This window comes from Bacillus sp. 3103sda1 (assembly GCF_024159135.1).
Lineage (GTDB): Bacteria > Bacillota > Bacilli > Bacillales > Bacillaceae_G > Bacillus_A > Bacillus_A rhizoplanae.
This window is the reverse complement of sequence record NZ_JAMYWS010000001.1, coordinates 2,606,201-2,619,163: the sequence shown is the minus strand read 5'-3', so window position 1 is coordinate 2,619,163 and position 12,963 is coordinate 2,606,201. Positions and strand designations below refer to the sequence as shown.

15 protein-coding genes and 1 riboswitch are annotated in these 12,963 nt (G+C 35.2%); of the genes, 11 read left to right on the top strand and 4 right to left on the bottom strand.

Going from position 1 to position 12,963, the window contains the following annotated elements:
- Positions 1 to 4: 4 nt before the first annotated feature.
- From NKR74_RS13000 to NKR74_RS12980, 5 genes are all read left to right on the top strand, one after another.
- Positions 5 to 883 (top strand): energy-coupling factor transporter transmembrane component T, encoded by an 879-nt coding sequence (locus NKR74_RS13000; RefSeq protein ID WP_253629828.1) that lies wholly within the window; start codon positions 5 to 7, stop codon positions 881 to 883.
- Positions 862 to 2,514, top strand: a complete 1,653-nt coding sequence (locus NKR74_RS12995; protein ID WP_253629827.1) for an ABC transporter ATP-binding protein — start codon at positions 862 to 864, stop codon at positions 2,512 to 2,514. Before NKR74_RS13000 ends, NKR74_RS12995 begins: the two co-directional genes overlap by 22 nt.
- Positions 2,490 to 3,176: an ECF transporter S component gene (locus NKR74_RS12990; RefSeq protein ID WP_098310790.1), complete on the top strand. Its 687-nt coding sequence runs from the start codon at positions 2,490 to 2,492 to the stop codon at positions 3,174 to 3,176. The genes NKR74_RS12995 and NKR74_RS12990 overlap by 25 nt, the downstream gene beginning before the upstream one ends.
- 484 nt (positions 3,177 to 3,660) lie before the next feature.
- A complete protein-coding gene (locus NKR74_RS12985) occupies positions 3,661 to 4,125 on the top strand; it encodes a VOC family protein (protein ID WP_098310789.1) in 465 nt (154 codons plus the stop codon).
- 220 nt (positions 4,126 to 4,345) lie between these two features.
- The gene (locus tag NKR74_RS12980; protein ID WP_253631148.1) at positions 4,346 to 5,068 is read left to right on the top strand and encodes a YwiC-like family protein; all 723 of its coding nucleotides are present in this window, start codon (positions 4,346 to 4,348) and stop codon (positions 5,066 to 5,068) included.
- Positions 5,069 to 5,134: 66 nt separating this feature from the next.
- Here NKR74_RS12980 and NKR74_RS12975 read toward each other — a convergent pair whose 3' ends face one another.
- Positions 5,135 to 5,326 (bottom strand): hypothetical protein, encoded by a 192-nt coding sequence (locus tag NKR74_RS12975; protein ID WP_253629826.1) that lies wholly within the window; start codon positions 5,324 to 5,326, stop codon positions 5,135 to 5,137.
- A gap of 145 nt (positions 5,327 to 5,471) precedes the next feature.
- A riboswitch (SAM riboswitch) is annotated at positions 5,472 to 5,570 on the top strand.
- 68 nt (positions 5,571 to 5,638) lie between these two features.
- On the opposite strand from NKR74_RS12975, the gene NKR74_RS12970 reads away from it, so the two are divergent.
- From NKR74_RS12970 to NKR74_RS12960, 3 genes are all read left to right on the top strand, one after another.
- Positions 5,639 to 5,938 carry a hypothetical protein gene (locus NKR74_RS12970; protein WP_253629825.1) on the top strand — a complete coding sequence of 100 codons (300 nt, stop codon included), beginning with the start codon at positions 5,639 to 5,641 and terminating at the stop codon, positions 5,936 to 5,938.
- Positions 5,939 to 6,229: 291 nt separating this feature from the next.
- Positions 6,230 to 6,805, top strand: coding sequence for an NAD(P)H-dependent oxidoreductase (locus NKR74_RS12965; protein ID WP_253629824.1), 576 nt, complete (start codon positions 6,230 to 6,232; stop codon positions 6,803 to 6,805).
- A complete protein-coding gene (locus NKR74_RS12960) occupies positions 6,802 to 7,170 on the top strand; it encodes a group-specific protein (protein WP_253629823.1) in 369 nt (122 codons plus the stop codon). The genes NKR74_RS12965 and NKR74_RS12960 overlap by 4 nt, the downstream gene beginning before the upstream one ends.
- Before the next feature lie 45 nt (positions 7,171 to 7,215).
- Here NKR74_RS12960 and NKR74_RS12955 read toward each other — a convergent pair whose 3' ends face one another.
- From NKR74_RS12955 to NKR74_RS12945, 3 genes are all read right to left on the bottom strand, one after another.
- Positions 7,216 to 8,472 (bottom strand): serine hydrolase domain-containing protein, encoded by a 1,257-nt coding sequence (locus NKR74_RS12955; RefSeq protein WP_253629822.1) that lies wholly within the window; start codon positions 8,470 to 8,472, stop codon positions 7,216 to 7,218.
- A 93-nt stretch (positions 8,473 to 8,565) separates the two neighbouring features.
- Complete coding sequence (locus tag NKR74_RS12950) at positions 8,566 to 9,765, bottom strand: MFS transporter (RefSeq protein WP_253629821.1); 1,200 nt, start codon at positions 9,763 to 9,765, stop codon at positions 8,566 to 8,568.
- Positions 9,766 to 9,782: 17 nt separating this feature from the next.
- Positions 9,783 to 10,199, bottom strand: coding sequence for a MarR family winged helix-turn-helix transcriptional regulator (locus tag NKR74_RS12945; RefSeq protein WP_098310783.1), 417 nt, complete (start codon positions 10,197 to 10,199; stop codon positions 9,783 to 9,785).
- 199 nt (positions 10,200 to 10,398) lie between these two features.
- Between NKR74_RS12945 and phaZ the strand changes: the two genes are divergently transcribed.
- The 3 genes from phaZ (at position 10,399) to NKR74_RS12930 (ending at position 12,963) form a co-directional block, all read left to right on the top strand.
- The gene (gene phaZ / locus NKR74_RS12940; RefSeq protein ID WP_253629820.1) at positions 10,399 to 11,295 is read left to right on the top strand and encodes an intracellular short-chain-length polyhydroxyalkanoate depolymerase; all 897 of its coding nucleotides are present in this window, start codon (positions 10,399 to 10,401) and stop codon (positions 11,293 to 11,295) included.
- Between the two features lie 78 nt (positions 11,296 to 11,373).
- Positions 11,374 to 11,676 carry a hypothetical protein gene (locus tag NKR74_RS12935; RefSeq protein WP_253629819.1) on the top strand — a complete coding sequence of 101 codons (303 nt, stop codon included), beginning with the start codon at positions 11,374 to 11,376 and terminating at the stop codon, positions 11,674 to 11,676.
- Between the two features lie 111 nt (positions 11,677 to 11,787).
- Positions 11,788 to 12,963, top strand: coding sequence for an MFS transporter (locus NKR74_RS12930; RefSeq protein ID WP_253629818.1), 1,176 nt, complete (start codon positions 11,788 to 11,790; stop codon positions 12,961 to 12,963).

The window sequence follows — 12,963 nt, the reverse complement described above, 5'->3', positions numbered from 1 at the left end:
GTCAATGAAACTAGCGTTTTCTTCTATGCATCCGCTCGTTAATTTTCTGTATTATGTAGGGGTGATTATACTATGTATGGTATGTCTTCACCCTGTTTTTTTAATTGGTGCAATTTGTATGATCCTCATATTAAATATCATACAAGGTAATGGAGAAAAAATGAAAAAAATGTTACCAAGTTCACTTTTTTTCGCTCTTATGATTACAATTATAAATCTGTTATTAACACACCGAGGCAGTACAATTTTATTTTATATAGGTTATAATCCGATTACATTAGAATCAGTGACATATGGATATACAATGGCGTTATCATTGTTTGCGATTTTGTTTACATTTGCTTCTTATAATGAAATGATATCAAGTCATAAGTTTTTATATTTATTTTCTCGTATTTCTCCGAAAGTAGCATTGCTTACAATGATTACAGTTCGCTTTGTACCTTTATTTATGAGACGTCTCACTCATATTACACTTGTGCAAAAGACAAAAGGAGTTCAAGTGGATGCGGGTTCTCTGAAAGAAAGGGCACAGAATGGTATGAAGCTTTTGCAAGTATTATTAGTTTGTTCATTAGAAGAAGCCCTTCAAACCGCTGATTCTATGCAGGCACGAGGATTTGGAGTGACAAAACGAAGTACATATATTCGATACCGTATGGAACATAGAGATTGGCTTGTCCTTACTTTGTTAGTAATTTTATTTGTATATTGCCTTTTCGGAGTAAGTATAGGATATGGTGTTTTAACGATTTATCCAAAAGTAGAATCACTCCTTTTGCAACAAAATGATCTGTTTTTGTTTATTCCATTTCTTATGTATATTAGTCTACCGATTTTAGTAGAAGGAAGGGAGTGGTTATGGTGGCGCATGCAGAAATAAAACAGCTTTCATTTACATATTCAGACGAGGAGTCTGCCGCTTTATGTAATGTATCTTTATCGGTTTCCCATGGAGAATTTATCGTGTTAGCAGGACGTTCTGGTTGCGGCAAGACGACGTTATTAAAACATTTCAAAAAAGAACTTCTCCCAATTGGAATGAGAGAAGGCAGCATGTATTATGATGGGGAATCTTTACATACAATACCAGACTTATTATCGGCTCAAGAAATCGGCATGGTATTTCAAAACCCAGAGAATCAGCTTGTGATGGATACTGTTATTCAAGAACTTGCATTTTCGCTTGAGAATGTTGGCTATGAAACAACGGTCATTCAAAAAAGAATTGCTGAATTAATCAGTTTTTTAGGGTTTCAAGATATGTTGCATCAATCTGTACATACGTTATCTGGAGGACAAAAGCAGCTTGTAAATTTAGCTGCTGTACTTGTTTTACAGCCTAAATTGTTGTTATTAGATGAACCGACAGCACAGCTAGATCCAATTGCAGCAAAAGATTTTTTAGGACTATTGAAACGAATTCATGAAGAATTAGGAATTACAATCATTATGAGTGAACATCGTTTAGACGAAGTGGTTCCTCTGGCAGACCGAATCGTTTTTATGGATGAAGGTACAATTGTTTATGATGGAAACCCAAGTGAAGTAATTCTAGAAATGTGGAAAGTAGAAGAGTTACGCCCATATATTCCGCAAATTCCACGTTTGTTTTTAGAATGGAAGGCTGAACAAGTTCCATTTACAGTGCGTGATGCACAGAAACAAATTCGACCTATTTTAAATGAAATTCAATATGATATATCATCGCAGCATACAGAAAAGGTACATGTATTATTACAAGCAAAACACGTTTCATTTCAATATAAAAAGCATGGATCGTTTATTTTACAGGATTTGATGTTGGCGGTTAAACAGGGGCAATGGACAGCACTTGTTGGAAAAAATGGTACCGGAAAATCAACTTTATTAACGCTTTTAGCAGGGCTGCAAAAATGTCGCAGAGGAAAAGTGACCTGGGAAGGTAAGTTAATCCATAAAACAGAAGTAACAGAGCGCTTTAAAAAAATCGGTTATGTATCGCAGCACCCTCACTATCATTTTACACATGATACTGTTTGGGACGAGCTTTTTAGCCGTGCGCAAGAATTATATAAAAGAGAAGCGAATGAAAAAGTAGAAGAAATGCTTCGGAAGTTTTCAATCTTGCATATTCGTAAGCGGCATCCGCATGATTGTAGCGGCGGAGAACAGCAATTAATTGCGCTTTGTACAGTGTTGCTATCAAAACCGAATCTATTATTATTAGATGAACCAACAAAGGGACTAGATCCAGGAAAGAAAGAAGAGCTTGGCGAGTTGTTTCAGCAATTACAAAGAGAAGGAACGACGATTGTTATGGCGACGCATGATATTGAGTTTGCAGCAAAATATGTGGATAACTGTATCATGTTATTTGATGGGAAAATTATTATGGAAGACACACCGGCACGCTTTTTTAGTGAAAACTTTTTTTATACAACGTCTGTTAATCGTTTTATTCGTAAACAACTGCCGTATGCTTTAACATGGGAGGATGTGTTTGAGGCGTGTCCAAAAGATATGTTGGTATAGTTGTAGTCGTTTTTTTAGTGTTGATTATTACACTTTTATTTACGTCTTTTGTGACGGATCAATATTATATATGGTGCAGTCTTTTCTTTTTAATTGTGATTATGTTGCCATTTTATGTGCGTTTCGAGAAAAAAGCTTTTGTTTCGCGTGAAATTGTACTTGTAGCTGTCCTAGCGGCAATTGCTGCGATTAGCCGCGTTCCATTTTCTATTATTCCGAGTGTACAACCAACTTCGTTTGTTATTATTGTATCTGCAATTGTATTTGGTAGTGAGACGGGTTTTCTTATCGGTGCAACAGCTGCGTTAGTTTCTAATATATTCCTAGGACAAGGACCTTGGACCCCGTGGCAAATGTTTTGCTGGGGTATGATGGGTTTTTCAGCTGGACTGCTGCGTCATACGTGGATGATGAAAACATTATGGGGAAGAGTTCTCTTTGGATTTATAGCAGGATTTGCTTTTAACTGGATTATGAATTTATGGTTTCTTATTGGTTTTTTGAAAGAACTAACATGGGATACTTTTATAAAGGCATACATTACAAGCTTTTATTTTGATCTTGCACATGCACTTTCCAATGTGTTTTTTCTTTTGGTGTTTAGCACATCTTGGATTAAAATATTGACACGCTTTAAGAAGAAGTACGGTATATTAGAATGATGAAATGTAACCCGCATTTTCTCAAGTAAATAGGGAATAAGTTTTTCTTATAAGACATAAATATATACAGTAGGATCGCGACTTACATATTCGTTCGCCTTTTGAGACACTTCTTACATGATGTAAGGGGTGTCTTTTTTATGTATAAGTAAGTGCATTTTTAATTAACTATTTAGGAATTAGAATCCAATTCATACTTTGTTTCTCATACTATGGTACTACATTCATAGATAGAAAGATGATACAACAGATGGATGTTGCAATAATGATATATCTATATACTGGTAGTGATAAAGAGAGTGATATTTCAGATTTCCCCCTTTTGTATATAAATTCCCTATCGGAAAATTGAGTAAAAACAAGGTGGGAGATGCGTGATAACTGTTGGCTTGGCATAATCGCTGCAACTAATTAACGTGTGGGGAAAACCCCCATTGCCAGCAGTTGAAATTTATTGCATTAGTACGAAGAAGGGATGTAAAACATGATAAAGAGTATATATGAAACACATTTACATGTAAGGGATTTAGAGAGAGCAGTTGATTTTTACCAAAATAAACTTGGATTAAAGCTAGCGAGAAAATCACCTGAAAGGAAAGTGGCCTTTTTTTGGATAGGAGAAGATAGACGACAAATGCTGGGATTATGGGAAGTGCCAACAGATGCTTCTATTCAGCTCAATCATTTCGCTTTCGAGGTAGAATTGAATTTCTTAAAACAGTCCAAAATATGGCTGGAAGAGAGAGGGATAGAAGTGATTGGAAGCCAAGGAAAAGGGAATCAAGAACCCATTGTCCAAAGCTGGATGCCGGCAGCGAGTGTTTACTTTCTCGATTATGATGGAAATAAGCTGGAGTTTATTTCTTTATTATCAGATGAACCAAATGACCTTGGATATGTACCATACTTAAGTGAGTGGGAAAAAGAAGTTGCTAATCGAAACGTTTAAAAACAAAATTCTAATGGTGTAGAATTTAAAAATATGGAGCTACGGTGTTATAAAATTACTTTTCTATGAATCAATTGGCGAGTTCAATAGGGTTGATCCTTTCTTTAGCATGTTTAACCCACAAAATGTTTAATTATAGACAAAATTCCCTCAGAAACAGCAGGATTGATTATATATAATAAACGTTGAGAATGATTTTCGAAGATGAGGTGTCTATATGATAAAGCCAGTGATTCCAAAACAGCACGGTGCATGGGCGATGCTTCTTATCCCGTTTTTGCTTAGTGCTTTAATTGGCAAAGCGACATGGCAGCACATACCACTTTTTTTAGCATGGCTATTTGTCTATCTAGCAACATATCCCTTTTTGATGTATATGAAACAAAAGCGACAAAAGCGCTATTTACACTGGACGCTCATTTATTTTAGTCTTGCTATTTTGTTTGGTATAGTTCCACTTACATACGAATGGCGTATTCTTTTTTTTGCAATATATATGCTTCCATTATTTTTTGTAAACATTTTTTTTGCGTGTCAAAAGAATGAGCGAGCATTACTGAATGATGTTAGTGCTATTATCGTTTTTTGTATTGGTGGAATGATCAGTTATTATTTCACAATGAAAACAATTGATGAAACAGCATGGCTAATCGCACTTGTTTCATTTTTATACTTTTTGGGAAGTACGTTCTATGTGAAAACGATGATTCGAGAAAAGAAAAATCCAACATATCGTTGGATTTCATGGGGATACCATTTATCACTTGTAGTCGGTACGTTCATTGTGTCTCCTTGGTTTGTCATTGCGTTTATTCCAAGTTGTATTCGCGCTATTGTGTTGTATGGTAAAACAGTAACTGTTTTAAAAGTTGGTGTGTGGGAAATCGTCAATTCAGTTTATTTTTTCATTGCTACTACAATATTATTTCAATTAAAGGGTTGATATTAAGTTAATGAATAAAAAGTAAGCATGATTCATACGTGCTTACTTTTTATTGTTGGGAATTTTTTATTCCTGAGATAAAATATCTGCCGTACTATCGCACTGTTGCAGCGCATGTTGGACAGCTTGTAAAGATTGTTGAATACGTTGACGATTATCTGATTTCTCGACTGTTTGCAAGGCGCTTTGTAAACAGTTTTTTGCTTCATGTAAAGCTTGGCAAGAATCTTGAACATGACCACGTGCATTTTTTTGCATGATTGCACCTCCTTTGGTCTATACATTTGTAGTATGAGCAAAACGAAACAAAATATAATAGTTTTCAAAAAATAAATCCTGATAATTCTTATAAGAATTGACTTTTTTGGTTATATTCATTATAGTGAGGGTTAAAGTGAATATTTTCTTATCCAGAGAGGTGGAGGGACTGGCCCGATGAAACCCAGCAACCGCAATGCAGGTGCTAATTCCAGCAGAACAGTTTTGTTCTGAAAGATAAGAAGGAAGAGATATGTTCCGCTTCTTCTTATCGAAGAGGTTTTTTTATTGCAAAAAAACCGATAATGAAAGATGGACAAAGAGAAGAAAGGAGTGGACATAGCTGTGACAATCGAGAAATATATTACATTGCGAAGTGCAATTTACGAATATATGGAAGAACAAGAAGAGCCGATTACGTTATTGGATATTCAAGAGTATATTGCTTCTGAACATAAAGGGAAATTTGCGAAAAAGATGCTTCAGCAATTTTATTTATTACGGTTACTTGATGAATTAAAACTGGATGGGAAAATTACTTTAGCAGAGCCACACAAATATATAGATGATAAGGGGATTTACTACATAGTAAAAGAGAAAAGAGGGAGTTGATCTCTCTTTTTTTATGTTATAATTTATTTGAAAATTCACTTACTTTTGAGGTATGTAGATAAAAAGACTGTACTATGCAGTCTTTTTATAAGGAAATGGTGCTGAGTGTGTAGTGTTCAAAAATTAAATGTGCCCCGAAAGATGGGCATTCTCGGCTAACAAATAAAAAGACACCATCGCCGAATAGGTGTCGTTGTTTTTGTCGAAGGGACTTGCCCTTTGACATGTATTAGAATAGCATGTGGGCCCACGGAAAGTCAAAAGGTAATTAAAGGAAAGGTATTGTTTACAATGAACATATTGATTGTATACGCGCATCCAAATCCGTCAAGTTTCAACGCTGCTATTTTGAAACATGTGGAACAAGGGTTACAAAAAACAAATCACTCTGTAACCGTTCTTGATTTGTATAAGGAACAATTTAATCCTGCTCTAACCTTTAACGAGACAAAAAAGAGAAGAGATTTAGTGCATGAGGAAGAAACAAGAAAATATAGGGAATTAGTTGCAGAGGCAGATTACTTCATTTTTATTTATCCAGTTTGGTGGTGGAGTATGCCGGCGATATTAAAGGGATTTATTGACCGAGTATTTGTTTCAGGTTTTGCTTATAAATATGAAGGGATAATGCCTAAAGGATTGCTCACAGGAAAACAAGCATGGGTGATTTATTCATTAGATTCTCCTTTATGGTATGTAGCTCTTTTATATCGATCAGCTGAATGGATTGTAATGAAGAAAGGAATATTATACTTTTGTGGGATACGTAACATAAAGCGTTCTGTATTTCAATCTGTGAAAAATAGTAAACAAGAAAAAAGAGAGAAATGGCTGCAAAAGATATATGAGAAGGCGGCAAAATTATGAAAAATAAGGAACAGATTTATAAAATTATGAATGTATTTAAAAGAGAAGATGATTTGTTTTATTCTTATCTTTCTTGTTTATCTAGGATAAAAGAGAATAGCAAGCAATTTTCTAAAGTTAAACAAGAAGTGCGAGAAGAATATCTTATAAGGGGTATTTGTGAGAGAGAAGTAGACATTTTAGTAGAACAAAATAAACAGATTGCAGATTTATATATACCTAAGTTGCTCCGATGGGAATTTTTACAGGAAAATGTCCATTATATAGAAGAGTTGTGTTCGATGGTATTTCAGTTAGAACCTTTATGTTTTTCAGAAGAACAATGGAAAAATATAATTTCGATCATAGAGAAAGAGCTGCCGTAAGACAGCTCTTTTCGTAACAAAAATTTTGAGGATTTAAGTCTAATTTTAGTGTTCTTGCTGTAAATACTTAGCGATTTGTAAATACATATCTCCATATGCAGATTGTATTTCTCCGTTATGATTCGCATTTGATGAGAAATGAACGATAACCATATGCGCAGGTGGATAAATAAATAGGCGTTGTCCATAACTTCCATGTACTTCGAATCCACCATGTTCATTATGGGGAATCCACCATTGATTATGATAAGAAAATGCTTCACCATCACCAACCGGAAGTTCATATTTTTTAATATTCTTAATTTCATCAATGATAGTAGAAGAAATAATTTGTTTTCCATCATATATTCCATTGTCTGAAACCATTTTTCCGAACCTTGCCATATCTCGAGCAGTCGCATTTAATCCTGCGCTGGCTTGTTCCACCCCTGTTTCATCAACAACATAATAAGCATCCTCTTCTGCTCCAATTTGTGACCAAAAACGTTCACTTACCATGTCTGCTAGGGATTTTCCTGTCACAGTACGAATCACCCATCCAAGTGTTTCGGAGGAACCGTTATCATATGAAAAATTCTCTCCAGGAGCAGCAGTTTCGTGTGCTTCTAGTAACATGTCATAAATTTTTAACGGTCCATCATAGTTTTTGCCACGAGGAAGAAGGTTGCTCGCTAAATATAATTGTGCATCTTGATTATCTAATCCAGCTTGTTTAAAGCCGTGAGTTGGGTATTCTACTGAAACCTGCATATCTAGTAGTTGCTGAATTGTTGCCTTTCCAAATGGTGTTCCTTGTAATTCTTTTACGTAACTTTCTGCAGTTATATCGGGTTGTAACTTTCCTTCTTCAATGAGTTCGCTAATGAGAAATCCTGTAAATACTTTTGATAACGAAGCCATACCGTGTGGTTCATTTTCTTTATATCCATCAAAATACCGTTCATATACAACGTTACCATCGTGCAGGACAATAAAAGCATCTGTTTTGTATTTTTCTAATAATTGAAGAACTGTCGTATTATTATTATTTTCATCTGTAATATGTAAATTATCCAGATTTTGCGAGTTAGTTGGGAGAGAAGATACATAATTTGTATTTTTAGCGACAACTTTTGTGGAAGCAAATTCTCGCATATGTGTATACGACCAACGAAGATACGGATCCTTTAACCAGTTTTTTTTTGTTACTATTTGTTTTGAGGAAAAACTTTTATTTTGTTTGAATAACGTAAAGCCTATACAGGTTAATGTAAATAAAAAAATCAAAACGATTAAAATTAGAGGGGATTTTTTGAATCTCATAACAAGCCTCCTTATGCTTTCATTATAATGTATAAGTTTCTTAATAAGCAAAAAAAAGAGAGTAAACATAGAAGTTTACTCTCTCTTATAACATTAAGCAGATAATTTTCCTTGTGTTGTTTGCTTTTTGAACTTTTGTTTTCGCCCGTGCAGAAAATAATAAATAATTAATGTAAATGCAACGATAATAGAAGAAATAAAATACATATTATGATAGCTTGAATGCGCTGCGATAATACCTAGTACGAAAGATCCGATACCCATACCTGTATCAAAAAATGAGAAGTAAGTAGCTGTTGCAGATCCGCGTCGATGGTGCGGAGCGACACTAACTGCAATTGTTTGGAAGCTCGGAATTAAGGTTCCGTATCCTATACCGATAAGTACACCGGCAGCAAGTAACCAAAATGGCGTTTGCGCTTGACTTAAAGTGAACATTCCAATCATAAATATCATAATAGAGGGATAAATGAGAACATTTTCTCCGAATCGATCAAATATTTTACCTGAAAAAGGACGAGAAATAACAACTACAATTGCATATACGACAAAGAAATAACTTGCAATATCAGCCATGCCAAGTTCCTTTGCATAAATCGGGATAAATGAAAGGATACCGCTATAGGAAAAGGAAAGTACGCAGCCTGTGATAGCAATTGGAATTGTTGAAGGCTCGATTAAATCTTTCCATTGCATATGTTTCTTTTCTTTCTTTACAGTTGTTTTTTCGTCAGGAATATTTACTAGTAGTCCGCATAGAAAAGCAAGCATAGAAAATATAGAACAAACAATGAATAAAACTGTAAACGAAAATTTAGAAATGATAGTTAACCCTAAAAAAGGACCAATAACCATTGGTAAACTCATAAATACTCCATAATAACCAAGTGCTTCACCGCGTCGATGGGCCGGGGCTACATCTGTTACGATTGTACCAGTAGCTGTCGTTACCATCCCAAATCCGATACCATGTAAGAAGCGCAAAGCTAGTAATAAAAATAAACTTTGAGCACCGAAATACATTACTGTTGCAGCTAAAAAGAGTGAAAGAGAGATAAATAAAATTTTCTTTCTTCCTAAATCATCGAGCCATTTACCTGTAAATGGTCGGCATAGTACAGAAGAAATTAGAAACACTGTTGCAACAAGACCCATTTCTCCAGGTTTTCCTTTTAGTCCGTCGATGACATATATGGGTAAGGTTGTCATGAGCATATAAAATGTTAAAAAGAGAAATAGACTACTCAAACATGTTCCGATGAAGTCTTTCGCCCAAAGTCTTTGACTTTTCATAGTCATCCCTCCAATTTCTAATCTAGATTACGAATTACTTTTTGTAGTACGTGAAAAGCACGACGAAGTTCTTCATCGTTAATATCTTGCAGTGCTTTTTCCTCAAATGAGTCTACCTCTTCCTGCCACATTGGAATCATTGCTAGTGCTGTTTCTGATAAAGAAATAAGCTTCTCGCGTCGATCCGTTCCTTCTTTTCTAGTGATCCAGCCCATCGATTCCATGCGTGTTAAAGTGCGAGTCATTGTTGGTGATTCAACGTTTAAATATTGGCATAGTTCAGTTTGTGTGCAAGGTCCAGTCTGATGCAATCTGAAGATTACAGCCCACTGTGCACTGTATAAACCAGTTGGAGAAACACGTTCATTAAACTTTTTGGAAAATTTCCGAGAAGTTTGACTGACGACGTGAAAAAAATGTTGTTTTTCGTCCATATATTTCTTCCTTCCTAATTAGTTGCCTAGCTAACTATATCCCTTTTTTTCTGAATTGTCTAGTAGTCTGTGCGCCACGCTTATGTTAAAAGTACGTTAATTTTTAGATTGAGAACGTATATTCCGTATGGTATTATAAAGTTGAGAATTTTCTGACTTTTAAATTATGTGTTATTGATAATTTTGAGGGGGAAAGAGGATGATTAAACCTACAATTATGAAGTCAGTAGTATTATCAAATGGCGAAACAATTGCCTATCAAGAAGTGGGAAGTGGAACAGAAGTATTAGTGCTTATTCACGGGAATATGACATCTTCACAGCATTGGGATTTAGTTATAGAACAGTTACAAGATTCTTATCATATTTTTGCTCTTGATTTACGTGGTTTTGGCTTTTCAACTTACCATCAGCCTATAGATTCATTAAACGATTTTGCGCAAGATGTAAAGCTGTTTGTGGATGAATTGCAATTGAAAGATTTTTCATTGGTAGGATGGTCAATGGGTGGAGGAGTTGCAATGCAGTTTGTTGCTTCTTATCCGATGGATGTGAAAAAACTCATACTAGTTGAATCTGTAGGGATGAAAGGATATCCGATTTTTAAGAAGGATATAAACGGTCAGCCAATTGTTTCAAACTTATTGAAAACAAAAGAAGAAATTTCGCAAGATCCTGTTCAAATTGTACCTGTTGTGGAAGCTTTAAAACAAATGAATAAGCAATATTATCGCACTATATGGAATTTGCTTATCTACACTAAGCATCAACCTGATCCAGAGCGGTATGAAAAATATCTTGATGATATGTTAACGCAGCGTAATTTTGTTGATGTAAATTATGCGCTTGTAACATTCAATATATCAGATGAGCATAATGGAGTTGTAGCTGGGAATGGGAATATTAATCGCATTCAAGTACCAACATTAGTTCTCCAAGGTGATCGTGATTATGTTGTTCCAAAAGCGGTTGGTGAAGAGCTAGCAAAGCATCTGCCAAATGCAAAATTAGTCGTGCTAAAAGATTGTGGACATTCTCCTTTTATTGATTGTCTAGGGGTATTTATAAATGAAACGATTACGTTTTTGGAAAGGTAGTAAATGGTTCCTATCCACTTCCTTTTATGAATAAATAACATATAATGTAGAGTTACGGTTTCTAAAAGGAGAAGTATTATGGATGTTTTTTATATTGAACCAGTTGTATTTATATCGCCAAATGTTCCAAGAGCAACTGTTTACCCATCTATTCGTTATGGAGCTGTGCATATGCAGCCTTTGTTAAATGGAACTAATATGCATATTCAGAAATTATATTTCCAAACATTCCCTCCAGTATATGGAACGAAGTATTATGTAATCTATTCGAATCCAGTACAAGGTGTAGTTGTGCAGCAACCCGCTGTGTATACCCAAAATTTGAAATCATTTTCAAATCATATGCAGAAATATGTGAAAGCTCAAATATGGAACGGCTGAGAGCTAGAAGTTTGGACTTCTAGCTTAATTTTTGTGAAAATTGAGAGTATACGATTTATGGATAAAACAGCTATAATAAAGGATGTGAGTTCAAAGAGGGAGCGTAATAAAATGGGGAGAAGGTATACATTTTGGGTTATGATTGGAATTGTTGCAATATCTGGACTTTCACAAGGAATGTTGTTGCCGGCAATTGCAATGATTTTTGAGAAGGAAGGGATTAGCTCAAGTTTTAATGGTATTCATGCTACGGCATTATATATTGGCATTCTTGTTATTTCACCTTGGCTTGAGAAACCGATGCAAAAGTTTGGGATGAAGCCTCTTATTGTAATTGGGGGCTTTATTGTTGTTGGAGCACTATTTTTATTTACACAAACATTTTCTTTTTGGGTGTGGTTTGTTCTTCGTTTTTTAGTTGGAGTAGGAGATCATATGCTTCATGTTGGGACGCAAACATGGATTACAACGACTGCAAGTCCGCATAAAGTAGGAAAACAAGTTTCCATTTACGGAGCATTTTTCGGTATCGGTTTTGCAATCGGACCATACCTAGCAAGTACAGTACAATATGGTATTACAACTCCGTTTATTGTATCGACAGTTCTTTGTTTAATAGGCTGGTTATTATTGATTCCAACGCAAAATACATTCCCGGATCAAGGTGAAGTGAAGCAAGAAAGTGAATCTTCTTTGCAGCGCTATAAACAAGTGTTGATGATTGGCTGGATTGCACTGCTTGCACCATTAGCTTATGGAGCATTGGAAGCGATGCTTAATAGTAATTTGCCTGTATACGCAATGCGGAAAGGTTGGTCAGTTGAACAAATTTCATTTTTATTACCAGCGTTTGCTATTGGTGGAATTGTTACGCAAATTCCACTTGGTATGCTTAGCGATCGATTTGGAAGGGAGCGTATTCTAACATGGTCGTTTAGCATTAGTACATTAATTTTTCTATTAGCAGCTGTATTTGATGAGTATTATGGGTTTGTATTTGCGTTTATGTTAATTGGGGGTATGGTCATTGGATCATGTTTTTCACTGGGGCTCGGTTATATGACAGATTTATTACCAAGGCACTTACTACCAGCAGGAAACATTTTGTGCGGAATTGCTTTTAGTGTCGGAAGCATTACGGGTCCTGTATTAGGTGGGCTGTTTATAGAGAAAATACAGTATACAAGCTTTTTTCTTGCTGTTATGATCATTATGGCAGTTATATCGATTATTTATATGACATATATGAGAAGTCAATCAATGGTAAGGAAAGTAGAAAGCAGGTAA

Coding starts and splice junctions, on each gene's coding strand:
- NKR74_RS13000 (WP_253629828.1), top strand. CDS start 5: ATGAAACTAGCGTTTTCTTCTATGCATCCGCTCGTTAATTTTCTGTAT.
- NKR74_RS12995 (WP_253629827.1), top strand. CDS start 862: ATGGTGGCGCATGCAGAAATAAAACAGCTTTCATTTACATATTCAGAC.
- NKR74_RS12985 (WP_098310789.1), top strand. CDS start 3,661: ATGATAAAGAGTATATATGAAACACATTTACATGTAAGGGATTTAGAG.
- NKR74_RS12975 (WP_253629826.1), bottom strand. CDS start 5,326: ATGCAAAAAAATGCACGTGGTCATGTTCAAGATTCTTGCCAAGCTTTA.
- NKR74_RS12970 (WP_253629825.1), top strand. CDS start 5,639: ATGGACAAAGAGAAGAAAGGAGTGGACATAGCTGTGACAATCGAGAAA.
- NKR74_RS12965 (WP_253629824.1), top strand. CDS start 6,230: ATGAACATATTGATTGTATACGCGCATCCAAATCCGTCAAGTTTCAAC.
- NKR74_RS12960 (WP_253629823.1), top strand. CDS start 6,802: ATGAAAAATAAGGAACAGATTTATAAAATTATGAATGTATTTAAAAGA.
- NKR74_RS12955 (WP_253629822.1), bottom strand. CDS start 8,472: ATGAGATTCAAAAAATCCCCTCTAATTTTAATCGTTTTGATTTTTTTA.
- NKR74_RS12950 (WP_253629821.1), bottom strand. CDS start 9,765: ATGAAAAGTCAAAGACTTTGGGCGAAAGACTTCATCGGAACATGTTTG.
- NKR74_RS12945 (WP_098310783.1), bottom strand. CDS start 10,199: ATGGACGAAAAACAACATTTTTTTCACGTCGTCAGTCAAACTTCTCGG.
- phaZ (WP_253629820.1), top strand. CDS start 10,399: ATGATTAAACCTACAATTATGAAGTCAGTAGTATTATCAAATGGCGAA.
- NKR74_RS12935 (WP_253629819.1), top strand. CDS start 11,374: ATGGATGTTTTTTATATTGAACCAGTTGTATTTATATCGCCAAATGTT.
- NKR74_RS12930 (WP_253629818.1), top strand. CDS start 11,788: ATGGGGAGAAGGTATACATTTTGGGTTATGATTGGAATTGTTGCAATA.